At 68.4% G+C, this 24,058-nt stretch carries 15 protein-coding genes and 3 rRNA genes; 12 read left to right on the plus strand and 6 right to left on the minus strand.

Going from position 1 to position 24,058, the window contains the following annotated elements; translation table 11 throughout:
* The first annotated feature begins 90 nt into the window (after positions 1-90).
* The 6 genes from eccD (at position 91) to Sm713_RS09630 (ending at position 7,747) form a co-directional block, all read left to right on the plus strand.
* Complete coding sequence (gene eccD / locus Sm713_RS09605) at positions 91-1,593, plus strand: type VII secretion integral membrane protein EccD (RefSeq protein ID WP_374196038.1); 1,503 nt, start codon at positions 91-93, stop codon at positions 1,591-1,593.
* A gap of 369 nt (positions 1,594-1,962) precedes the next feature.
* Positions 1,963-2,250 (plus strand): 30S ribosomal protein S15, encoded by a 288-nt coding sequence (gene rpsO / locus Sm713_RS09610; RefSeq protein WP_212909222.1) that lies wholly within the window; start codon positions 1,963-1,965, stop codon positions 2,248-2,250.
* Positions 2,251-2,690: 440 nt separating this feature from the next.
* The gene (locus Sm713_RS09615) at positions 2,691-4,934 is read left to right on the plus strand and encodes a polyribonucleotide nucleotidyltransferase (protein ID WP_212909223.1); all 2,244 of its coding nucleotides are present in this window, start codon (positions 2,691-2,693) and stop codon (positions 4,932-4,934) included.
* Positions 4,931-6,310 carry a pitrilysin family protein gene (locus Sm713_RS09620; RefSeq protein WP_212909224.1) on the plus strand — a complete coding sequence of 460 codons (1,380 nt, stop codon included), beginning with the start codon at positions 4,931-4,933 and terminating at the stop codon, positions 6,308-6,310. The genes Sm713_RS09615 and Sm713_RS09620 overlap by 4 nt, the downstream gene beginning before the upstream one ends.
* Positions 6,311-6,481: 171 nt before the next feature.
* Positions 6,482-7,237 (plus strand): 4-hydroxy-tetrahydrodipicolinate reductase, encoded by a 756-nt coding sequence (gene dapB / locus Sm713_RS09625; RefSeq protein ID WP_212909225.1) that lies wholly within the window; start codon positions 6,482-6,484, stop codon positions 7,235-7,237.
* A gap of 51 nt (positions 7,238-7,288) precedes the next feature.
* The gene (locus tag Sm713_RS09630) at positions 7,289-7,747 is read left to right on the plus strand and encodes a hypothetical protein (protein ID WP_212909226.1); all 459 of its coding nucleotides are present in this window, start codon (positions 7,289-7,291) and stop codon (positions 7,745-7,747) included.
* A gap of 783 nt (positions 7,748-8,530) precedes the next feature.
* Here Sm713_RS09630 and Sm713_RS09635 read toward each other — a convergent pair.
* Positions 8,531-9,085, minus strand: coding sequence for a PH domain-containing protein (locus tag Sm713_RS09635; protein WP_212909227.1), 555 nt, complete (start codon positions 9,083-9,085; stop codon positions 8,531-8,533).
* 136 nt (positions 9,086-9,221) lie between these two features.
* Positions 9,222-9,473, minus strand: a complete 252-nt coding sequence (locus Sm713_RS09640; protein ID WP_212909228.1) for a hypothetical protein — start codon at positions 9,471-9,473, stop codon at positions 9,222-9,224.
* Between the two features lie 284 nt (positions 9,474-9,757).
* Here Sm713_RS09640 and thyX point away from each other — a divergent pair, with 284 nt between their 5' ends.
* From thyX to rrf, 6 genes are all read left to right on the plus strand, one after another.
* Positions 9,758-10,498, plus strand: a complete 741-nt coding sequence (gene thyX / locus Sm713_RS09645) for an FAD-dependent thymidylate synthase (protein ID WP_212909229.1) — start codon at positions 9,758-9,760, stop codon at positions 10,496-10,498.
* 259 nt (positions 10,499-10,757) lie between these two features.
* Complete coding sequence (gene dapA / locus Sm713_RS09650; protein ID WP_212909230.1) at positions 10,758-11,657, plus strand: 4-hydroxy-tetrahydrodipicolinate synthase; 900 nt, start codon at positions 10,758-10,760, stop codon at positions 11,655-11,657.
* A gap of 275 nt (positions 11,658-11,932) precedes the next feature.
* Positions 11,933-13,618 (plus strand): ribonuclease J, encoded by a 1,686-nt coding sequence (locus Sm713_RS09655; RefSeq protein WP_212909231.1) that lies wholly within the window; start codon positions 11,933-11,935, stop codon positions 13,616-13,618.
* Positions 13,619-14,075: 457 nt separating this feature from the next.
* Positions 14,076-15,604, plus strand: a 16S ribosomal RNA gene (locus Sm713_RS09660).
* Positions 15,605-15,922: 318 nt separating this feature from the next.
* A 23S ribosomal RNA gene (locus Sm713_RS09665) occupies positions 15,923-19,047 on the plus strand.
* Positions 19,048-19,146: 99 nt separating this feature from the next.
* Positions 19,147-19,263 (plus strand): 5S ribosomal RNA (rrf, locus tag Sm713_RS09670).
* The 16S, 23S and 5S rRNA genes sit together here, the layout of an rRNA operon.
* 161 nt (positions 19,264-19,424) lie before the next feature.
* On the opposite strand, the gene Sm713_RS09675 is transcribed toward rrf, so the two are convergent.
* The 4 genes from Sm713_RS09675 to Sm713_RS09690 all read right to left on the minus strand — a co-directional run bounded on the left by Sm713_RS09675 (position 19,425) and on the right by Sm713_RS09690 (position 24,016).
* Positions 19,425-20,735: a DUF58 domain-containing protein gene (locus Sm713_RS09675; protein WP_212909232.1), complete on the minus strand. Its 1,311-nt coding sequence runs from the start codon at positions 20,733-20,735 to the stop codon at positions 19,425-19,427.
* Between the two features lie 73 nt (positions 20,736-20,808).
* Complete coding sequence (locus Sm713_RS09680) at positions 20,809-21,798, minus strand: MoxR family ATPase (protein WP_212911898.1); 990 nt, start codon at positions 21,796-21,798, stop codon at positions 20,809-20,811.
* Positions 21,798-23,258 carry a DUF4350 domain-containing protein gene (locus Sm713_RS09685; RefSeq protein ID WP_249416194.1) on the minus strand — a complete coding sequence of 487 codons (1,461 nt, stop codon included), beginning with the start codon at positions 23,256-23,258 and terminating at the stop codon, positions 21,798-21,800. The genes Sm713_RS09680 and Sm713_RS09685 overlap by 1 nt, the downstream gene beginning before the upstream one ends.
* Positions 23,255-24,016: a DUF4129 domain-containing protein gene (locus Sm713_RS09690; RefSeq protein WP_374196039.1), complete on the minus strand. Its 762-nt coding sequence runs from the start codon at positions 24,014-24,016 to the stop codon at positions 23,255-23,257. The genes Sm713_RS09685 and Sm713_RS09690 overlap by 4 nt, the downstream gene beginning before the upstream one ends.
* Between the last annotated feature and the right edge of the window lie 42 nt (positions 24,017-24,058).

Raw genomic sequence — 24,058 nt, forward strand, 5'->3', positions numbered from 1 at the left:
CGGCCGGCCCCGCGCAGGCCCGGCAGGCGGTCCTCGACGGGCGAGGCCCAGGGACCCGTGACCCATGAGGGGGAATAACAGGTGAGCGTGGTGTCCTCGACGGCAAGTGCCGCAACGGGCGGCCCGGGACCGGCAGCACAGTCCCGCGTCAGATCGGAACTCGGCTTCTGCCGCGTCACCATCGTCGCCCCCGACAGCCGCGTCGACGTCGCGCTGCCCGACGACGTGCCCGTCGCCGACCTCTACCCCGAGGTGCTGCGGCTCTCCGCGCAGAGCCCCGCCGAGAGCGCGCCCGTCGGCTACCACCTGGTGCGCCGCGACGGCACGGTCCTCGACAGCGCCCGCACCTTCGCCGCGCAGGGCGTCCTCGACGGCGAGCTGCTGAGCATGCGCCCCTTCGCCGAGTCGCTGCCGCCGGCGGTCTACGACGACGTCTCCGACGCGGTCGCCTCCGCGGTCTCCCGTGACAGCACCCTGTGGAACGAGACGCTCACCCGCGGCGCCGGCCTGGTCGCCGGGGGCGTGCTGCCGGCCCTGCTCGCCTTCGTCCTGTGGACCTCCCAGCCGCTGCACGACATGCACGGCCTGTCCGGGATCCTCGCCACCGTCGCCGGCGTCCTCCTGATCACCCTCGCCGCCGTGCGGGCCCGGATCTACGACGACCGTGGCTCGGCCGTCGCCCTCGGCCTCGGCGCGCTGCCCAACCTGGCGGTCGCCGGTTCCGGACTGCTGCCGCTCGGCACGCACGAGGGCATCGGCCGGCTGCAGTTCCTGCTGGCGTGCGCCGCCGTACTGATCGCCGCCGTGGTGCTCACCGTCCTCTCGCCCGGCGGCGACAGCCCCTTCGTGGCGTTCGTCTTCGCCTCCGGCATCGGCGTGATCACCGTCTTCATCGCCACCCTCTCCGACCTGGCACCGGTCGAGACCGCTTCCGTCTGCGCGCCGGTCGCGGTCGGCGCGCTGGCGTTCCTGCCGGGGCTCTCGATGCGGTTCGCGCGGCTGCCCATCGGCTTCGAGTCCCCGCACGCCACGCCCGCGGGCGGCGCCGCCGACCCCGGCCCGCAGGAGCCGGTCGACGCCGACCGCATCGGGGCCCAGGCGCGGCGCGGCCACGAGCTGCTGGTCGGCCTCGTCGGCGGCTGCGCGCTCCTCGCCGTCGGCGCCGCGGCGGTGCTCGGCTTCTCCGACAGCGTCTGGGGCCAGCTCCTCGCCTGCGCCACCGGCCTCGCCATGATCATGCGCGCCCGGCTGTTCCGCTACACCGCGCAGGTCGCCGCCGCGCTGGCCGCCGGCCTCGGCGCGCTGCTGCTGCTCGGCCTCGGGCTCTGCCTCAACCCCCCGCTGACCCTGATCCGGCGCGCCCTGGAGGGCGACAGCAGCGGGCTGGACTTCCGCACGGTGTGGCTCGCCGCGGTGATCGCCGCGGTCACCGCGCTGACCACCGCCATCGGCCTGATCATCCCGAACAAGGGCATCAGCCCCTTCTGGGGCCGCTTCCTGGAGATCGCCGAGGGCTTCGTCCTGCTGACGCTGGTGCCGCTGACGCTCGCCGTCTTCGACGTCTACGCCTCGGCGCGCGCCATGACGAGCTGACCGCCCGCGGGGGCCGGCCCGCACGCGCCGGTGCACTGGCAGTCGGCCGTACGATCCCTCTAATAGGACAGCCGGGACAGCCCGCAAGGACCGCCCGCACCACCCACCTCACCACGATCAGCCCACCGCACCACGAGCCGCCCGCCGCGCCCGCCGCAGCGGTCGGATCACGGCCGGTGACGGGCCGCCTCCGTACGACTGGTAGCCTGTCACCGGCCGTTTGTGTACGCGCCGCCGGATCCCGTACCCGAAGGATCTGGAGGCGACGCCCAGCGGATCCCCGCCTCCCGAGTCACGGAAGCTCCCCTGAGATCAAGACCAGGGGCACTCGGTGGCCGTCTGACGACGAACCGACAGCAAGGAGTACGCGTGTCGCTCGACACCGCCACGAAGAAGCAGATCATGACCGAGTTCGCCACCAAGGAGGGTGACACCGGCTCCCCCGAGGTCCAGGTCGCCCTGCTCTCGCGCCGGATCTCGGACCTCACCGAGCACCTCAAGACGCACAAGCACGACCACCACTCCCGCCGTGGTCTGCTGATCCTGGTCGGCCAGCGCCGTCGCCTGCTCCAGTACCTGGCCAAGAAGGACATCCAGCGCTTCCGGGCGCTCGTCGACCGCCTGGGCATCCGCCGCGGCGCCGCGGGCGCGAGGTAGTACGCCCCACAGGGAGCGGTTCCCGCCACCGGGAGCCGCTCCCTTCGCATAGCCGTACCCGGGCGGCACACCGGCGCTCCGCAGGGCGCCGGACCCCGGGAGGGCCACGGCAAAGGACGGGCCGCGAAGCCGCGGCGGAGCCCGGCGGCGCGCGCATCGCGCGGCCGGTCCTCACGCGGCACGTGCGCGGTGTCTGCGCCGCTTTGTAGTCTGGTCCACAGGACGTCGGCGCCCGGACACGCTCCGGGCGCCACAGAAGACAACTGAACAAGCCAAACGACGAGGAGGAGCGCACCCCAGCCGCCGCCGGTCCTCGGTAGTGGCCCCCGGGGCAGCACCCCGGGTGCTTCGATCGAAGACCGGCCAGCACACAAGGCGCGCTTCTCCGCAGGTCCCCGCCACCCGGGCGGGGACAGCAGAGACAAACGGAGAATGTGCTGGTGGAGAACGAGACCCACTACGCCGAGGCCGTCATCGACAACGGCTCCTTCGGCACCCGAACCATCCGCTTCGAGACGGGCCGCCTGGCCAAGCAGGCCGCCGGCTCCGCCGTGGCGTACCTGGACGACGACACGATGGTGCTGTCCGCGACCACCGTGTCCAAGAACCCCAAGGACCAGCTCGACTTCTTCCCGCTCACGGTGGACGTCGAGGAGCGCATGTACGCGGCCGGAAAGATCCCCGGATCCTTCTTCCGCCGTGAGGGCCGTCCCTCCGAGGACGCCATCCTCACCTGCCGCCTGATCGACCGCCCGCTGCGCCCCTCCTTCAGGAAGGGCCTGCGCAACGAGATCCAGATCGTCGAGACGATCATGGCGCTCAACCCCGACCACCTCTACGACGTCGTCGCGATCAACGCCGCGTCCGCGTCCACGCAGCTCGCCGGCCTGCCCTTCTCGGGCCCGATCGGCGGCACCCGCGTCGCCCTGATCAAGGGCCAGTGGGTGGCCTTCCCCACCCACACCGAGCTCGAAGAGGCCGTCTTCGACATGGTCGTCGCCGGCCGCGTCCTGGAGGACGGCGACGTCGCGATCATGATGGTCGAGGCGGAGGCCACCGAGCAGACGATCAAGCTGGTCGACAGCGGGTCCGAGGCGCCGACCGAGGAGGTCGTCGCCGCCGGCCTGGAGGCCGCCAAGCCCTTCATCAAGGTCCTCTGCAAGGCGCAGGCGGACCTCGCCGTGAAGGCCGCCAAGCCGACCGGCGAGTTCCCGATCTTCCTCGACTACCAGGACGACGTCCTGGAGGCGCTCACCACCGCCGTGCGCGACGAGCTGGCCTCCGCGCTCACCATCGCGGGCAAGCTGGAGCGCGAAGCCGAGCTCGACCGCGTCAAGAGCCTCGCCGCCGAGAAGCTGCTCCCGCAGTTCGAGGGCCGCGAGAAGGAGATCTCCGGCGCCTACCGCGCGCTCACCAAGCAGCTGGTGCGCGAGCGCGTGATCAAGGAGAAGAAGCGTATCGACGGCCGTGGCATCACGGACATCCGTACGCTCGCCGCCGAGGTCGAGGCCATCCCGCGGGTGCACGGCTCGGCGCTCTTCGAGCGCGGCGAGACCCAGATCCTCGGCGTCACCACGCTGAACATGCTCCGCATGGAGCAGCAGCTGGACACCCTCTCCCCGGTGACCCGCAAGCGCTACATGCACAACTACAACTTCCCGCCCTACTCCACCGGCGAGACCGGCCGCGTCGGCTCCCCGAAGCGCCGCGAGATCGGCCATGGCGCGCTCGCCGAGCGCGCGCTCGTGCCGGTGCTGCCCGCCCGCGAGGAGTTCCCCTACGCGATCCGGCAGGTCTCCGAGGCCCTCGGGTCGAACGGCTCGACGTCCATGGGCTCCGTCTGCGCCTCCACCATGTCCCTGCTGAACGCCGGTGTCCCGCTGAAGGCTCCGGTCGCCGGTATCGCCATGGGTCTGATCTCGCAGGAGATCGAGGGCGAGACGCACTATGTCACCCTCACGGACATCCTCGGCGCCGAGGACGCGTACGGCGACATGGACTTCAAGGTCGCCGGCACGAAGAACTTCGTCACCGCCCTCCAGCTCGACACCAAGCTGGACGGCATCCCGGCCTCCGTGCTGGCCGCCGCACTCAAGCAGGCCCGCGACGCCCGGCTGCACATCCTCGACGTGATGATGGAGGCCATCGACCGTCCCGACGAGATGTCCCCGAACGCCCCGCGGATCATCACCGTCAAGATCCCGGTGGACAAGATCGGTGAGGTCATCGGCCCCAAGGGCAAGATGATCAACCAGATCCAGGAGGACACCGGCGCGGACATCACGATCGAGGACGACGGCACCATCTACATCGGTGCCGCCGACGGCCCCTCCGCCGAGGCCGCCCGCACCACGATCAACGGCATCGCCAACCCGACCATGCCGGAGGTCGGCGAGCGCTACCTCGGCACGGTCGTGAAGACCACCACCTTCGGTGCCTTCGTCTCCCTGCTGCCCGGCAAGGACGGTCTGCTGCACATCTCGCAGATCCGCAAGCTCGCCGGCGGCAAGCGGGTGGAGAATGTGGACGACGTCCTCGGCGTGGGCCACAAGGTCCAGGTCGAGATCGCCGAGATCGACTCCCGCGGCAAGCTCTCCCTGATCCCCGTGATCGAGGGCGAGGGTGAGGACGACGCCGACGGCGAATCCCAGCGGAACGACCAGAAGGACGATGCCACCAAGTGACGTCCCGTAGCTCCACGGCGACGGCCCGCACCGATTCCCAGGTGCGGGCCGTCGCCCATACCCAAACCCTGCTCGAGGGCAAGGACGGCATCGGCACGGTCCGCCGCACGATCCTGCCCGGCGGCCTGCGCGTGGTCACCGAGACCCTGCCTTCCGTACGCTCCGCGACGTTCGGCATCTGGTCGCACGTCGGCTCCCGCGACGAGACCCCCGCCCTGAACGGCGCCACCCACTACCTGGAGCACCTGCTCTTCAAGGGCACCGGCAAGCGCTCCGCGCTGGACATCTCCGCCGCCATCGACGCCGTCGGCGGCGAGATGAACGCCTTCACGGCCAAGGAGTACACGTGCTACTACGCGCGCGTGCTCGACACCGACCTCCCTCTCGCCATCGACGTCGTCTGCGACATGCTGACCGGCTCGCTGATCCTCCCGGAGGACGTCGACGCCGAGCGCGGCGTGATCCTCGAAGAGATCGCGATGACCGAGGACGACCCCAGCGACTGCGTGCACGACCTCTTCGCGCACACCATGCTCGGCGACACCCCGCTGGGCCGCCCGGTCCTGGGCACCGTCGACACGGTCAACGCCCTCACCGCCGACCGCATCCGCCGCTTCTACAAGCGGCACTACGACCCCACCCACCTGGTGGTGGCCGCGGCGGGCAACATCGACCACGACGACGTGGTGCGCCAGGTCAGCACGGCCTTCGACGCGGCGGGCTCCCTCACCCGCGCCGACGCCGAGCCGCTCGCCCCGCGCGACGGCAGCCGTTCCGTGCGCACCTCCGGCCGTGTGGAGCTGCTGAACCGCAAGACCGAGCAGGCGCACGTCGTCCTCGGCGTGCCGGGCCTGCCCCGCACCGACGACCGCCGTTGGGCCCTCGGCGTGCTCAACACCGCGCTCGGCGGCGGCATGTCCTCCCGCCTCTTCCAGGAGGTCCGCGAGAAGCGGGGGCTCGCCTACAGCGTCTACTCCTACACCTCCGGCTTCGCGGACTGCGGCCTGTTCGGCGTCTACGCGGGCTGCCGGCCGAGCCAGGTGCACGACGTGCTGAAGATCTGCCGCAACGAGCTCGACCAGGTCGCGCAGAACGGACTGACCGACGACGAGATCGCCCGTGCCGTCGGCCAGCTCTCCGGCTCCACCGTCCTCGGTCTAGAGGACACCGGCGCGCTGATGAACCGGATCGGCAAGAGCGAGCTGTGCTGGGGCGAGCAGATGTCCGTGGACGAGATGCTCTCCCGGATATCCGCGGTCACCCCCGACGACGTCCGCGGCGTCGCCCGTGACCTGCTCAGCCACCGCCCCTCGCTCTCCGTCATCGGCCCGCTCAAGGACAAGCAGGCAGCCCGGCTGGACGACGCCGTCGCCTAGCCGCACCCGGGCCGCCACCTCCCGGCGGCCCGGCCCGCCGCCCGTCGGCGCCCCGCGCCCGGCACGACCTCGTGCCGGGCGCCGGGCCCGCCGTGCGCATCCGCAGGCCCCCGTGCGCGTCCAGCAGGCACACCGGTGGCGCCCGGGGCCCGTACCGACAAGGATCAAGGAATGAGCAAGCTGCGCGTGGCGGTGCTCGGCGCCCAGGGCCGGATCGGCTCCGCGGCGGCCCGGGCAGTCGAGGCCGCCGAGGACATGGACCTGGTCGCCGAGGTCGAGAAGGACGACGCCCTGGAGGCGATCACCGAGGCCGGCGCCCAGGTCGCCATCGAGCTGACCAGCCCGGCGTCGGTCATGGACAACCTCGACTTCTGCGTCAGGAACGGCGTGCACGCCGTGGTCGGCACCACGGGGTGGACCGACGAGCGCCTCGCCCGGCTCACCGGCTGGCTCGACGCCTCCCCGGGGACGGGCGTCCTCGTGGCGCCGAACTTCTCCATCGGAGCGGTGCTCACGATGAAGTTCGCCGAGGCGGCCGCGCCGTACTTCGAGTCCGTCGAGGTCATCGAGCTGCACCACCCCAAGAAGGCCGACGCCCCCAGCGGCACCGCCGCCCGCACCGCGCAGCTCGTCGCCAAGGCCCGCGCCGAAGCGGGCAGCGCCCCGGCACCGGACGCGACGGTCACCGCCCTGGACGGCGCCCGCGGCGCGAGCGTCGACGGCGTCCCCGTGCACTCGGTACGGCTGCGCGGCCTCCTAGCCCACCAGGAGGTGCTGCTCGGTGGCGAGGGCGAGACCCTCACCATCCGGCACGACTCGCTGCACCACAGCAGCTTCATGCCGGGCATCCTGCTCGCGGCACGCCGCGTGGTGGACACCCCGGGCCTCACCTACGGTCTGGAACACTTCCTCGACCTCGACGTCTGACCTTCCCGGCCCCCCGGCCGCCCTCACACCGGATACCGGACGGTGACTGCGATGCGTGCGAAGGCGACCTACGCGATCACGGCCGCCGCCCTCATCGGCTACCTGGTCCTGGCCGGCAGCCGCGGCGTCCTGCTGCTCCGCCACGGCACCCCGCTCACGGTCGTCTTCGGCGCCGCCGTACTGGTCCTGCCGATGCTCGGCCTGTGGTTCCTGTGGCAGAACACGCGCTTCGTACGGCGCGCGAACAGGCTGGCGGCCGAGGTGGCCGCGGGGGGCGGCCCGGCTTCGGGCGAGCCGGTACGGGCGCCCTGCCGACCCCGCCCCGACCGGGAGACCGCCGACGCGGTCTTCCGCCTCCGCAAGGCGGAAACGGAACGCACCCCGGACGACTGGCGCTGCTGGTTCCACCTGGCGGTCGCATACCGAGACGCCCGCGACACGCCACGGGCGCGCTGGGCGATACAGCGAGCGATTGCGCTCCGCGAGGGCCGGGGTGGTGGTGGCCGGTGACACAGCGGGGGCCTGCTGTGGCTGGTTGCGCAGTTCCCCGCGCCCCTCTCCGGACGCCTCGCGCCCGTTCCTGAGCCCTGACCCCGGCGGCACACCTCAGGTGTGGGGTGGCTGAGCGCGCAGTTCCCCGCGCCCCTTGAAGGCGCTTCGCGAGGGGGTACCAGGGCGGGCCGGTGGTCGAGTGAGGAGCCGTGGGGGCAGGTCGTGATGGGGGCTCGCCGCAGGCGTTCATGAAAGGGGCGCGGGGAACTGCGCGAGCAGCCAGGGCGGGCCGGTGGTCGAGTGAGGAGCCGTGGGGGCAGGTCGTGATGGGGGCTCGCCGCAGGCGTTCATGAAAGGGGCGCGGGGAACTGCGCGAGCAGCCAGGGCGGGCCGGTGGTCGAGTGAGGAGCCGTGGGGGCAGGTCGTGATGGGGGCTCGCCGCAGGCGTTCATGAAAGGGGCGCGGGGAACTGCGCGAGCAACCAGGACCAACCGCTGCCCAAGCGAGACACCGCAAGGGGCAGCCCCTGACGGGGGCTCGCCGCAGGCGATCAAGGAAGGGGCGCGGGGAACTGCGCGATCAGCCACGACAGCCCGCTGGCCAAGCGACGGACCGCAAGGGGCAGGATCCAACCGGCCGGGCCCGCCGCAGGCACTGGCGGGGAACTGCGCGAAAAACCACACCCGACCGCTGGCCAAGCGAAAGACCGCAAGAGGCACACTCCGGGTGGCCCGCCGCAGGCGAGTCCGGGCCCGGGTGCCTGAGGAACCCGGGGAACCCCGCACCGGCCGCCCGCGCCCATCAGGGCGCCCCGTACTCCGCGGCCCAAGCCTCCACCGTGTCCGACGCCCGCTCGAACGCCTCAGGACGCCGCAGAAAGTCCCCGTCGTGCGAGGTGAGCAGCGCCTCCGGCTCATCCTGCCGGCCCGAGCGGACGAGGACCAGCGCCTGCCCCTGCACCGTGCGCGGCATGCCCAGCCAGCGCACCGGCTGCTGAACGGTGCGTATGCCGAGCACCTGCCCCCACGGCATCGTGCGGGTCGAGAAGAAGGCGACGCGGCGCAGCCCGTGCCTGCTCACCCAGGTGCCCATCCGGAGCAGCCTGAGGGCGCCAATGATGATCAGCAGGGCGAGGCCGGCGCATGCGGTGCCACCGGTGAGCGTCCCAGCAAAGGCGATGATCACGGCTGCCACCAGCACAAATGAGGACAGCAGCAGGAGCACCGCCGCAAGGCCGACCCGCCAGGGGCCGGGCCGGTAGGGGCGGCGCCAGCGGTCAGGGTCGTCGACCGGCAGCACGACATCAGCGGACGCCTCGTCGAACGCGCGGTCGGCCGTCAGGAAGGGCAGGGGCACGGCTGATCCTCACTCAATCCACGCAGGGCTGTCCGGTGAGGCTATCCAGCGGTCCTCCGGGCCACCACCCTGGGGGCCGCCCACACCGCGGGGCCTGGCGAAAGACCCCCGCGGCATGGGCACAGCGGGAGAGGGGTCAGCGGCCCTGCCCGGCGCCCGTCTGCGCCTCGGACTGGTGCACGTGCGAAGCGGGCTGGTGCGACGAGAGGGCCGGCAGGCCGATGAGCACGGAGCCGACGAGCCCGGCGACCACGGTCAGCCCCAGCAGCACGCGCCCGGCCATCTGCCCTGCGCTGGCCCGGCCGCGCGGCGGCGGAGCGACATTGCTGCGGAACCGGTCGGCCTCGACGATGGAGGCGAAGGGGATGGGCTCGCGCCGGCGGGACATTGGACTGCTTCTCCTCGGATGCATGGAACGCCAGGGCGCCTCGAACAGAGCGCCGCTACCCCTGTAGACGCTCGAAACCGATGGAAGGTGCCCGTTTCGGAGATTTTCGTGTGTGATCAACCATCTTCGCAGAGGATCGCCGTCTTCGCCGCTGTTCACAGCCGTACGGACCTGTATAAAGCGCCCGGCGGACGCGGTGCACGCCACCCGCGGCCAGGCTCCGCTGTCAGTGCCGAACCGTAGAGTGGGCCGCGCCCGAGACAAGAGCGGAAGGACCCGAAGCCGTGACCGACGCACCCGCCGACGACCCCAAACCGAGCTTCCGCAGCGACATCACCGTCGAGCTCGTGAAGCACGCCGCGAACGATTCCGACGTGCTCTGGGCCGCCCGTGTCTCCACGGCGGGCGAGCAGTCGCTCGACGAGCTGAAGAAGGACCCGGAGCGCTCCAAGGGCCTGATCAACTTCCTGATGCGGGACCGGCACGGCAGCCCCTTCGAGCACAACTCGATGACCTTCTTCATCAGCGCCCCGATCTTCGTCTTCCGCGAGTTCATGCGGCACCGCGTCGGGTGGTCGTACAACGAGGAATCGGGCCGCTACCGCCGCCTCGAACCGGTCTTCTACGTGCCCGGCGCCTCCCGCAAGCTGGTGCAGGAGGGCCGCCCGGGGAAGTACGTCTTCGTCTCCGGCAGCCAGGAGCAGCACGAGCTGACCGTCGGCGCCATGGAGGACTCCTACCGCCAGTCCTACGAGGCCTACCAGGAGATGCTCGCCGCGGGCGTCGCCAGGGAGGTGGCCCGCTCGGTGCTGCCGGTCGGCCTCTTCTCGTCGATGTACGCCACCTGCAACGCCCGCTCGCTGATGCACTTCCTCGGCCTGCGCACCCAGCACGAGGCGGCCAAGGTCCCGTCCTTCCCGCAGCGCGAGATCGAGATGGTGGGGGAGCGGATGGAGGAGCACTGGGCCCGCCTGATGCCCCTGACGCACGCCGCGTTCAACACCAATGGCCGGGTGGCGCCCTAGGCGATGCGGAGCTCCGGCACAGGGCGCCCGGCCTGCTGGTTCAGCCGGGCGAACTGTCCGTATTGCGGTATTTAGTGATAGTCATCTAGCCTGATTTGACGGGTCCGGCACTGCTTGAACCCCCGAGCAGGCAGTGCCGGGCTCCACCCTTGTTCCCCGCCCTGACGTGGCCCTTCCGGCGGCGTCGGGCCCACCCTGTCCGCCCGGGCGCGTCCCCCGAGGGGGGACCGCGCGCTGAGCAGCGAGTAGCGTATTACCCATGGCTCCGACCTCCACTCCGCAGATCCCCTTCGGGCGGGTCCTCACCGCCATGGTCACGCCGTTCACAGCGGACGGCGCTCTTGACCTCGACGGCGCACAGCGGCTCGCCACCCACCTGGTCGACGCCGGGAACGACGGCCTGGTCGTCAACGGCACCACCGGCGAGTCCCCCACGACCACCAACGCGGAGAAAACGGAGCTGGTGCGGGCGGTCGTCGCGGCGGTCGGCGACCGCGCCCACGTCGTCGCCGGCGTCGGTACCAACGACACCCGCCACAGCATCGAGCTGGCCCACGGCGCCGAGCAGGTCGGAGCCCACGGCCTGCTGACGGTCACGCCGTACTACAACAAGCCCCCGCAGGAGGGCCTCTACCAGCACTTCACGGCGATCGCTGACGCCACCGACCTGCCGGTGATGCTCTACGACATCCCGGGCCGCAGCGGTGTGCCCATCAACACGGAGACGATCGTCCGCCTCGCGGAGCACCCCAGGATCGTCGCGAACAAGGACGCCAAGGGCGACCTCGGACGCGCGAGCTGGGCCATCGCCCGCTCCGGCCTGGCCTGGTACTCCGGCGACGACATGCTCAACCTTCCGCTGCTCTCGGTGGGCGCCATCGGCTTCGTCTCCGTGGTCGGCCATGTGGTCACCCCCGAGCTGCGCGCCATGCTGGAGGCGTTCACCACCGGTGACGTCCAGAAGGCCACCGAGATCCACCAGAAGTTGCTGCCCGTCTTCACCGGCATGTTCCGCACCCAGGGCGTCATCACGACCAAGGCGGCCCTCGGCCTCCAGGGCCTGCCCGCCGGGCCGCTGCGCCTGCCGCTCGTCGAGCTGTCCGCCGAGGAGACCGCCCAGCTCAAGCTCGACCTGGCCGCAGGCGGGGTACAGCTGTAAAGGGGTACGGCAAAGAGGGAACGCGCCGGCCCGGCCCCGAGACAAGGCTCCGCCGGGCCGCCACCCACCAGGACTTCACAACTGAATACGCACGAACCCGATGAACGCGCACAACCCCGACGACCACCGGACACACGCTCCGGACATCACGCACAGGGCCCGGCCCTGATCGCACCAGGGTGAGAACCCTGGCATTCCACCGACGACCCACTGCACGAACGTCATGCGCGCCACGTGCCCCATAGGTACGTGGCGCGCATGGTGAGGAGAGTCTTTTGAGTCATCCGCATCCTGAACTCGGCTCGCCGCCGAAGCTGCCCGCCCGTGGCCTGCGTGTCACCCCGCTGGGCGGCCTCGGCGAAATCGGCCGCAACATGACCGTCTTCGAGTACGACGGCCGTCTGCTGATCGTCGACTGCGGAGTGCTCTTCCCCGAGGAGGAGCAGCCCGGAATCGATCTGATCCTGCCGGACTTCTCGTCGCTCAGGGACCGCCTCGACGACATCGAGGGCATCGTCCTCACCCACGGCCACGAGGACCACATCGGCGGTGTCCCCTTTCTCCTCCGGGAGAAGGAGGACATCCCGCTGATCGGCTCCAAGCTGACCCTCGCCCTGATCGAGGCCAAGCTCCAGGAGCACCGCATCCGCCCGTACACCCTGGAGGTCGCAGAGGGGCAGCGCGAGCGGATCGGACCCTTCGACTGCGAGTTCGTCGCGGTCAACCACTCGATTCCCGACGCGCTCGCGGTGGCCATCCGCACCCCGGCGGGCATGGTCGTGCACACCGGCGACTTCAAGATGGACCAGCTCCCGCTGGACAGCCGCCTCACCGACCTGCACGCCTTCGCCCGGCTCAGCGAGGAGGGCATCGACCTCCTCCTCGCCGACTCCACCAACGCCGAGGTGCCCGGGTTCACCCCGCACGAGCGTGACATCTCCCAGGTGCTGCGCCAGGTCTTCGCGAACGCGCGCAAGCGGATCATCGTGGCGAGCTTCGCCAGCCATGTGCACCGCATCCAGCAGATCCTGGACGCGGCCCACGAGTACGGCCGCCGGGTCGCCTTCGTCGGCCGTTCCATGGTCCGCAACATGGGCATCGCCCGGGACCTGGGCTACCTGCGGGTGCCCCCGGGGCTGGTCGTGGACGTCAAGACGCTCGACGACCTGCCGGACGAACAGGTCGTCCTCGTCTGCACCGGCTCCCAGGGCGAGCCCATGGCGGCGCTGTCCCGGATGGCCAGCCGCGACCACCAGATCCGCATCGTCGAGGGCGACACGGTGATCCTGGCGTCCTCCCTCATCCCGGGCAACGAGAACGCCGTCTACCGCGTGATCAACGGCCTGACCCGGTGGGGCGCGAACGTCATCCACAAGGGCAATGCGAAGGTGCATGTTTCCGGCCATGCCTCGGCCGGCGAACTGCTCTACTTCTACAACATCTGCCGGCCCCGGAACCTGATGCCGGTACACGGGGAGTGGCGCCACCTACGCGCCAACGCCGAGCTGGGCGCGCTCACCGGTGTACCCCACGACCGCATCGTCATCGCCGAGGACGGCGTGGTCGTCGACCTCGTCGAGGGCAAGGCGAAGATCGCGGGCAAGGTCCAGGCGGGCTACGTCTACGTGGACGGCCTCTCGGTGGGCGACGTCAACGAGACGTCGCTGAAGGACCGCCGCATCCTCGGAGACGAGGGCATCATCTCGGTCTTCGTGGTGGTGGACTCCTCCACCGGCAAGATCACGGGCGGGCCGTACGTCCAGGCCCGCGGCTCGGGCATCGACGATGCCGCCTTCGGCGCCGTCATCCCGAAGATCGAGGAAGTCCTGGAGCGCTCGGCCCAGGACGGCGTGGTCGAACCCCATCAGCTCCAGCAGCTGGTACGGCGGACGCTCGGCAAGTGGGTCTCCGACACCTACCGCCGCCGTCCGATGATCCTCCCCGTCGTGGTGGAGGTCTGACCCTGGCCGGTACCCATCGGCCACCAACTGGGAGCGGGGCGCCTCGATTTGCATCGAGGCGCCCCGCTCCAGTATGTTTTCGACTCCGCCCCAACGGGAAGCCTGATGGGCCCTCACCACGAGGGACCCAGAGGTCCCGGGAGGGCAGGGAAGTCCGACTCAGAACTTCTGATAAAGTCGGAAACACCGAAGGGAAACGCCCGGAGGAAAGCCGCGAAGTAGGTTTTCGTGGTGAGTACGAAGGAAGTGTCCGTTCCTTGAGAACTCAACAGCGTGCTAAAAGTCAACGCCAGATATGTTGATACCCCGTCTACCCGAAGATGCTTGCATTGGGTCTTTGTGGTGACGTGGTTCCTTTGAAGTAACAAGAACACAGCGAGGACGCTGTGTGCGGGAAGTTGTATTCCGCTTCCTGCACCGCTCTCGTGATGTGTGACCCACCGTTGGTGGGAAGACATTCACGGAGAGTTTGATCCTGGCTCAGGACGAACGCTGGCGGCGTGCTTAACACATGCAAGTCGAACGATGATCCGGCTTCGGTCGGGGATTAGTGGCGAACGGGTGAGTAACACGTGGGCAATCTGCCCTTCACTCTGGGACAAGCCCTGGAAACGGGGTCTAATACCGGATAGGACACTGGGAGGCATCTTCTGGTGTGGAAAGCTCCGGCGGTGAAGGATGGGCCCGCGGCCTATCAGCTTGTTGGTGGGGTGATGGCCTACCAAGGCGACGACGGGTAGCCGGCCTGAGAGGGCGACCGGCCACACTGGGACTGAGACACGGCCCAGACTCCTACGGGAGGCAGCAGTGGGGAATATTGCACAATGGGCGCAAGCCTGATGCAGCGACGCCGCGTGGGGGATGACGGCCTTCGGGTTGTAAACCTCTTTCAGCAGGGAAGAAGCCTTAGGGTGACGGTACTTGCAGAAGAAGCGCCGGCTAACTACGTGCCAGCAGCCGCGGTAATACGTAGGGCGCAAGCGTTGTCCGGAATTATTGGGCGTAAAGAGCTCGTAGGCGGCGTGTCGCGTCGGTTGTGAAAGCCCGGGGCTTAACTCCGGGTCTGCAGTCGATACGGGCATGCTTGAGTTCGGTAGGGGAGATCGGAATTCCTGGTGTAGCGGTGAAATGCGCAGATATCAGGAGGAACACCGGTGGCGAAGGCGGATCTCTGGGCCGATACTGACGCTGAGGAGCGAAAGCGTGGGGAGCGAACAGGATTAGATACCCTGGTAGTCCACGCCGTAAACGGTGGGCACTAGGTGTGGGCGACATTCCACGTCGTCCGTGCCGCAGCTAACGCATTAAGTGCCCCGCCTGGGGAGTACGGCCGCAAGGCTAAAACTCAAAGGAATTGACGGGGGCCCGCACAAGCGGCGGAGCATGTGGCTTAATTCGACGCAACGCGAAGAACCTTACCAAGGCTTGACATACGCCGGAAAACCGTGGAGACACGGTCCCCCTTGTGGTCGGTGTACAGGTGGTGCATGGCTGTCGTCAGCTCGTGTCGTGAGATGTTGGGTTAAGTCCCGCAACGAGCGCAACCCTTGTCCCGTGTTGCCAGCAGGCCCTTGTGGTGCTGGGGACTCACGGGAGACCGCCGGGGTCAACTCGGAGGAAGGTGGGGACGACGTCAAGTCATCATGCCCCTTATGTCTTGGGCTGCACACGTGCTACAATGGCCGGTACAATGAGTTGCGATGCCGTGAGGTGGAGCGAATCTCAAAAAGCCGGTCTCAGTTCGGATTGGGGTCTGCAACTCGACCCCATGAAGTCGGAGTCGCTAGTAATCGCAGATCAGCATTGCTGCGGTGAATACGTTCCCGGGCCTTGTACACACCGCCCGTCACGTCACGAAAGTCGGTAACACCCGAAGCCGGTGGCCCAACCCCTTGTGGGAGGGAGTCGTCGAAGGTGGGACTGGCGATTGGGACGAAGTCGTAACAAGGTAGCCGTACCGGAAGGTGCGGCTGGATCACCTCCTTTCTAAGGAGCACTCCACGTCGGCTTAGACCGACGCAGAGGCCAGTACATCGGCGAGTGTTCGATGCTGGTTCGCTCATGGGTGGAACGTTGACTATTCGGCATCTTGAGTCGGCTCGGGCCGCTAGTACTGCTTCCTTGTGAGGCGTGGAACGTGGACTACGAGGGCTTGAGGTGTTGAGCACGCTGTTGGGTGTCTGAGGGCACGGCCACGTGGTGGTTGTGTTTTCGGTTGCCGGCCCCGGTGAACTCAGGCTGTTGCTTGGGGTGGTGGGTGGTTGGTCGTTGTTTGAGAACTGCACAGTGAACGCGAGCATCTGTGGCCAAGTTTTTAAGGGCGCACGGTGGATGCCTTGGCACCAGGAACCGATGAAGGACGTGGGAGGCCGCGATAGGCCCCGGGGAGCTGTCAACCGAGCTTTGATCCGGGGGTGTCCGAATGGGGTAACCCGGCAGTCGTTATGGGCTGTCACCCGCTGCTGAACTCATAGGCAGTGTGGAGGGAACGCGGGGAAGTGAAACATCTCAGTACCCGCAGGAAGAGAAAACAACCGTGATTCCGGGAGTAGTGGCGAGCGAAACTGGATGAGGCTAAACCTTGGGCGTGTGAGACCCGGCAGGGGTTGCGTCTTGGGGGTTGTGGGAGCTTTCTTTCATGATCTGCCGGTCGTGAGGCAAGTTAGAAATCGTGGATGTAGGCGAAGGGCATGCGAAAGGCCCGGCGTAGAGGGTAAGACCCCCGTAGCTGAAATGTCTGCGACTTGTTTGAGAGTTTCCCGAGTAGCATGGGGCCCGAGAAATCCTGTGTGAATCTGGCGGGACCACCCGCTAAGCCTAAATATTCCCTGGTGACCGATAGCGGATAGTACCGTGAGGGAATGGTGAAAAGTACCCCGGGAGGGGAGTGAAATAGTACCTGAAACCGTGTGCCTACAAGCCGTGGGAGCGTCGCTGACGGGATTTGTTCCTGTTAGTCGTGACTGCGTGCCTTTTGAAGAATGAGCCTGCGAGTTTGCGGCATGTTGCGAGGTTAACCTGTTGTGGGGGAGCCGTAGCGAAAGCGAGTCCGAAGAGGGCGTTGAGTAGCGTGTTCAAGACCCGAAGCGGAGTGATCTAGCCATGGGCAGGTTGAAGCGGCTGTAAGAGGTCGTGGAGGACCGAACCCACCAGGGTTGAAAACCTGGGGGATGACCTGTGGTTAGGGGTGAAAGGCCAATCAAACTCCGTGATAGCTGGTTCTCCCCGAAATGCATTTAGGTGCAGCGTCGTGTGTTTCTTGCCGGAGGTAGAGCACTGGATAGGCGATGGGCCTTACCGGGTTACTGACCTTAGCCAAACTCCGAATGCCGGTAAGTGAGAGCGCGGCAGTGAGACTGTGGGGGATAAGCTCCATGGTCGAGAGGGAAACAGCCCAGAGCATCGACTAAGGCCCCTAAGCGTGTGCTAAGTGGGAAAGGATGTGGAGTCGCAGAGACAACCAGGAGGTTGGCTTAGAAGCAGCCATCCTTGAAAGAGTGCGTAATAGCTCACTGGTCTAGTGATTCCGCGCCGATAATGTAGCGGGGCTCAAGCATACCGCCGAAGTCGTGTCATTGCGATATTACTCCCAACGGAGGTCGTGATGGGTAGGGGAGCGTCGTGTGCCGGGTGAAGCAGCGCCGGAAGGTAGTTGTGGATGGTTCACGAGTGAGAATGCAGGCATGAGTAGCGATTCACACGTGGGAAACGTGTGCGCCGATTGACTAAGGGTTCCTGGGTCAAGCTGATCTGCCCAGGGTAAGTCGGGACCTAAGGCGAGGCCGACAGGCGTAGTCGATGGATAACCGGTTGATATTCCGGTACCCGCTATGAAGCGTCAAACATCGAGCATCGTGATGCTAAGGCCGTGAAGCCGTTCCCTGCCGGTTTACCGTCGGGGAAAGTGGTGGAGCCGCCGGTCCAAGCGGTTAGTAGGTGAGTGATGGGGTGACGCAGGAAGGTAGTCCATCCCGGGCGGTGGTTGTCCCGGGGTAAGGGTGTAGCCCGTCAGGTAGGTAAATCCGCCTGGCTTGTGGGTGAGGCCTGATGCCGAGCCGATTGTGGTGAAGTGGATGATCCTATGCTGTCGAGAAAAGCCTCTAGCGAGTTTTGTGGCGGCCCGTACCCTAAACCGACTCAGGTGGTCTGGTAGAGAATACTGAGGCGTTCGGGTGAACTATGGTTAAGGAACTCGGCAAAATGCCCCCGTAACTTCGGGAGAAGGGGGGCCATTCCCGGTGATGGCACGTGCTGTCTGAGCTGGGGGTGGCCGCAGAGACCAGCGAGAAGCGACTGTTTACTAAAAACACAGGTCCGTGCGAAGCCGTAAGGCGATGTATACGGACTGACGCCTGCCCGGTGCTGGAACGTTAAGGGGACCGGTTAGCTCACTTTCGGGTGGGCGAGGCTGAGAACTTAAGCGCCAGTAAACGGCGGTGGTAACTATAACCATCCTAAGGTAGCGAAATTCCTTGTCGGGTAAGTTCCGACCTGCACGAATGGCGTAACGACTTCTTGACTGTCTCAACCATAGGCCCGGTGAAATTGCAGTACGAGTAAAGATGCTCGTTTCGCGCAGCAGGACGGAAAGACCCCGGGACCTTTACTATAGTTTGATATTGGTGTTCGGTTCGGCTTGTGTAGGATAGGTGGGAGACTGTGATGCGGGCACGCCAGTGTTCGTGGAGTCGTTGTTGAAATACCACTCTGGTCGTGCTGGATGTCTAACCTGGGTCCGTGATCCGGATCAGGGACAGTGTCTGATGGGTAGTTTAACTGGGGCGGTTGCCTCCTAAAGGGTAACGGAGGCGCCCAAAGGTTCCCTCAGCCTGGTTGGTAATCAGGTGTTGAGTGTAAGTGCACAAGGGAGCTTGACTGTGAGACTGACGGGTCGAGCAGGGACGAAAGTCGGGACTAGTGATCCGGCGGTGGCTTGTGGAAGCGCCGTCGCTCAACGGATAAAAGGTACCCCGGGGATAACAGGCTGATCTTCCCCAAGAGTCCATATCGACGGGATGGTTTGGCACCTCGATGTCGGCTCGTCGCATCCTGGGGCTGGAGTCGGTCCCAAGGGTTGGGCTGTTCGCCCATTAAAGCGGTACGCGAGCTGGGTTTAGAACGTCGTGAGACAGTTCGGTCCCTATCCGCTGTGCGCGTAGGAGTCTTGAGAAGGGCTGTCCCTAGTACGAGAGGACCGGGACGGACGAACCTCTGGTGTGCCAGTTGTTCTGCCAAGGGCATGGCTGGTTGGCTACGTTCGGGAGGGATAACCGCTGAAAGCATCTAAGCGGGAAGCCTGCTTCGAGATGAGGGCTCCCACCCACTTGATGGGGTAAGGCTCCCAGTAGACGATTGGGTTGATAGGCCAGGTCTGGAAGCCCTGTGAGGGGTGGAGGTGACTGGTACTAATAGGCCGAGGGCTTGTCCTCAGGTGCTCGCGTTCACTGTGTTGGTTCTGAAACCACGAACAACCACACACATGCTTCTGCCCGTATGGGGTGGGGGGTGTGGTGGTTGGTGGTGTGTGTTTCGGTGGTTATAGCGTGAGGGAAACGCCCGGTTACATTCCGAACCCGGAAGCTAAGCCTTTCAGCGCCGATGGTACTGCAGGGGGGACCCTGTGGGAGAGTAGGACGCCGCCGAACTCTTATTAGAAGAAGACCCCCGTACCGGATCGGTACGGGGGTCTTCTGTGCTTACGGGGTTACGGGGTTATTGCCCGCGCGGCGGCTGCCCCGTAGCCATCGCCTCTCCCCGCCGGGAAGCCAGAGGACAAGGGACAGGCCGGCCGCCCGTCCGCCCGCACTCACAACTTCCCGGACGCCTTCAAGGCGAGGTAGGCATCGGCCAGCTCCGGAGCCAGAGCATCCGGCAGGGCGTCGACCACGGATACGCCATGGCGCCTCAGCTGGTCCGCGGTGTGCCTGCGCTCGTCCTTGGCCTGCGCGGCCGCAGCCGCGTCGTACACCGCGTCAGGGGTACCGCGTCCAGCGGCCATGCGGGCGATGTGCGGGTCCGCTACGGAGGCCACGAGGACGTTGTGCCGTTGGGTGAGCTGGCCCAGTACCGGAAGCAGGCCCTCTTCGACCGGGGCCGCTTCGAGGCTGGTCAGCAGCACGACGAGAGCATGCCGGGGAGCGGTGCGCAGGACCGTGGAGACGAGGCCGCGTGCGTCCGTCTCCACAAGTTCGGGTGCCACGCCGGCCATCGCGTTCACCATCGCCGGCAGGACGTCGTTCGCTGTCTTGCCCTGCACCAGGGCGCGGACCCTGCGGTCGTAGGCCAGTAGATCCACCCGGTCCCCCGCCCGCGAGGCGAGCGTGGCCAGCAGTAGCGCCGCGTCCATCGCGGCGTCGAGGCGCGGTGCGTCGCCGACACGGCCCGCGGACGTGCGGCCGGAGTCCAGGACGAGCAGGATGCGACGGTCCCGCTCAGGCCGCCACGTGCGGACGGCGACCGAGGACTGGCGGGCGGTGGCGCGCCAGTCGATGGAACGGGTGTCGTCGCCCGGCACGTACGTGCGCAGGCTGTCGAACTCGGTGCCCTCACCGCGGGTCAGGACACTCGTGCGGCCGTCCATCTCCCGCAGGCGGGCCAGTTTGGACGGCAGGTGCTTGCGGCTGTCGAACGGCGGCAGGGCCCGCAGCGTGCCCGGCACCTGATGGCCGCCCTGACGGCAGAGCAGTCCCAGAGGACCGTAGGAACGGACTGTGACACGGGCGGCCTGGTGATCCCCGCGGCGCGTGGGACGCAAGTGGGTGACGACCCGGCGGCGTTCGCCGGAGGCGACCGTCAGCCGGTGGCGCGACGAACCGTCCTCTGACGCCTCTGCCCCGGTGCTCGGGGGCCAGGCGTCCCGCAGGACGGCCCGTAGCGGGCGGCCGGACGGGTTGGTGACGGTGAGCGTCGTGTCGACGGATTCTCCGAGGCGTACCGCCGTGTCAGGTGAGCGGACGAATGCGAGGCGGCGCACGGGAGCGGCCAGGGTGAAGTCGCAGAGGCACGCCAGCACGATCGGGACGTTCACGGCGAGGATGCCGGTCCAACTCGGCGCGAAGACGCCGACGAGCAGGGCGGCGAGGGCCGCCAGCAGAGCGGTGCGTCCGGTCAGGGCCATGGATCCTCGGGCGGTGGTCGGTGGGGCGGGCGGCTCGGTAGGGGTGGGAACGGGAACGTTCGGAGGGACGGAGTCAGCGGGGCACGGGCACGTGCGACAGGATCGCGTTGATGACCGAGTCGGCCGTGACCCCCTCCATCTCGGCCTCGGGCCGCAACTGGATGCGGTGCCGGAGCGTCGGCAGGGCCAGGGCCTTCACGTCGTCGGGGATGACGTAGTCGCGGCCGGTCAGCCAGGCCCAGGCGCGGGCCGTGGAGAGCAGGGCCGTCGCCCCGCGGGGTGAGACGCCCAGCGTGACGGACGGGGATTCGCGGGTGGCGCGGCACAGGTCGACCACGTAGCCGGTGATCTCCTGCGAGACGGATGTGCGCCTGACCGCGTCCCTGGCCGCTTCGAGGTGTGCGGGAGTGGCGACGGGGCGCACGCCGGCTGTGTGCAGGTCGTGCGGATCGAAGCCATCCACATGGCGTGTCAGCACCCCGATCTCGTCGTCGCGGGAGGGCAGCGGGACGAGGAGCTTCAGGAGGAAACGGTCGAGCTGGGCCTCGGGGAGCGGGTAGGTGCCCTCGTACTCGACCGGGATCTGGGTGGCAGCGACGAGGAACGGCTCGGGCAGCGGGCGGGGCGTGCCGTCGACCGTGACCTGGTGTTCCTCCATGGCCTCCAGCAGGGCCGACTGGGTCTTCGGCGGTGTGCGGTTGATCTCGTCGGCGAGCAGCAGGTTGGTGAAGACGGGGCCCGGCTGGAAGGAGAACTCCGCGGTGCGCGCGTCGTAGACGAGGGACCCGGTGACGTCGCTGGGCATGAGGTCCGGGGTGAACTGGACCCGTTTCGTGTCGACCGCGAGCGAGGCCGCGAGGGTGCGCACGAGGAGCGTCTTCGCCACGCCGGGGACGCCTTCCAGGAGGACGTGGCCGCGGCAGAGCAGGGCCACGACCAGACCCGTGACCGCGGGGTCCTGGCCGACCACGGCTTTCGCGATCTCCGTGCGCAGGGCCTCCAGACGGGCGCGGGAGTCGCCCGCGTCGGCCAAGCGAGGGGCGTTGTCAGTGGTCGGGTCCATCATGAATGGCGTACCTCTCCTTCGAGGGCGTCGAGGTTGTCGGCGAGGGCGATGAGTGCTGCGTCGTCGCGGGGTGGCGGCCCGAAGAGGAGTGCGTGCAGGTTCCGTTCCCGTTCCGGGGCGCCCGGTGGAGCGGGCGGCCCTGCGGGGCGCTCGGCTCTGGCCAGCCGGGCGGCCAGGGCGGGGAGTAGTACCTCGGGGGAGTGCGCATGGGCAGGGGGAGTGCCGATGAGGGGGGCAAGCCGGTTGCGGGTGGCGGTGCGCAGGGAGTCGGCGGCGCGGTCGCGCGCGTCGGCCTTGCGGTAGAGGCGGGCGCGGCCCTCCGCCGCCTCGGAGGCGCGGATGGCGACGGGGAGCCGTTCGCGGACCAGGGGGCCCAGGCGGCGGGCCCGCCAGAGGGCGGCGAGAGCGACGGCGACGGCTGCTTCCAGCGCGCCCCAGAGCCAGCCGGAGGGGATCAGGTCGTAGAAGCTGCGGCTGCCCGTGTCGGGGGCGGCGGCCGGGTCGGAGAGCGAGGGGAGGTACCAGACCAGATGGGGGCGGGAGCCGAGGAGTTGCAGGGCGAGCGAGGCGTTGCCCTGGGCGTCGAGCCGGTCGTTGTAGAGGATGTCCGGCGCGCCGAGGACGACCGTGTCGCCGGTCGTGCCCGCGTCCGGGACACGGACGAGCGTGGGCAGGCCGTCGCTGAAGTAGCAGGAGTCCCCGGTGGGGGACGACGTGGACGACGTGTCGTAGCGCAGCCCGCCCGTGTCGGCCGCGCCCGCGCGCCGGGCGGCCGGGAAGGTGCAGCCGGGGGTGAGCGTCGAGTCGATGCTCAGGGCCGGGTCCGCGCTGACCTGCGGGGCGAGCCTGCCGGTCGACGCCGCGCTCGGCGCGATGAGGACGGTACGCCCGCCGGAGCCCGTGACCGCGGTGCGCAGCTGCAGCTGCTGGCGGTTCGTCAGCAGATCCGGGTCGGCCACCAGCAGGGTGGTGTCGGGGCCCGTGGCCTCCCGCGCTTCCGCCACCGTGGTGACGGTCCGGGTGGACACGCCCCGTTCGGCGAGGAGCGCGGCGACGGCGTGGGAGCCGAGCGGGTCGGCGGACCGGGGATCGAGCCGGCCGTGCTGGGCGTCCGAGCGGACCAGGGCGATCACGATCGCCGCGGCGAGCAGGACCAGGGCCGCCAGGACGATGCCGCGTGCGCGGAACCAGACGCGCCGGGTTGTGGGGGCGGTGGATGTCGTCCCGGAAGGCTCGTCTCCGCGCGGTGGCAGGGAAGGAGCGGGGCCGGGCGGGCTCGTGGAAGGTGCCGTGCCGGGTGCCCCGGGCCCGGGTGGGGCGGCGGCTGTGCCGGTCGGCGGATGCGGTGGCGTGCCGGTGCCTGGGCCGTTGGAGGTGTGCTGCGGGGCGGCGGCGGACTCCGGTGCGGAGGTCTGCCGCGGAGCCATTCGCTGCGGGTCGGGGGAGGTGCCGGTCATTCGGGCGTCCTCCGCGCGGAAGTGCTGGAGTGGTTCGTGGTGCTGTGGCTGCTGGTGTTGCTGCTCGCGCCGGCGCCGGTGAGCGCGGGGCGGGCGCGGGCCAGGTCCTCGTCGAGCGCGGACATGCGCCGGTACGCGGGCTCGTCACTGCTGCGGCCGCCGTATGCGACGTCGTCGAAGTCCCGTGCGGCGGCGCGCAGCCGGTCCTCGTGGGTGGGGAGGGCCAGGGCTGCCTCCGCCGCCGCCTCGTCGGCGGTGCGTCCGGGCCGCGGTTCGAGCAGCGCACGCTCTTCCAGGGCGCGCACGACGGCGCGCATCCGCTCCTGCACGGCCTGGTTCCAGTGCCCTTGGGCCGCGTGTGCCTCGGCGGTTGCGCGGTGCTCCGCCGCGCTGCGCGGCCGGTCGTGGAAGAGCGGTGCCGCGGACGCCGGCGCCCGGCGAGGGGTGCCCAGGCGCCACCAGAGCGCCAAGGCAAGGGCCAGCACGAGGAGTACGACCACGAAGAGCCCGAGCCCGCCCCCCGGAGTGACGCCCGAGGCCGCGTTGAAGAGGTGGTGGACCCAGCTCAGAAAGCGGTTCAGCAGGCGGTGCAGCAGGCCCGGGTCGTTCTCGTGGTACATCCGCTTCGACAGCTCCCGCCTGGCCGCCTCCTTGGCGGGGTCACGCGAGATGGTCACCGGGGGGTCGTCGGAGGCACGCGGCAGCAGTACGGCTGACGGCAGGAGAGCGGGCGTCAGCCACCGGCGCGATGTCAGCAGCCAACCGGATGCCGGCCGCCGGCGCGATGCCGGCCTCCAGCC

This window comes from Streptomyces sp. TS71-3 (assembly GCF_018327685.1).
GTDB lineage: Bacteria > Actinomycetota > Actinomycetes > Streptomycetales > Streptomycetaceae > Streptomyces.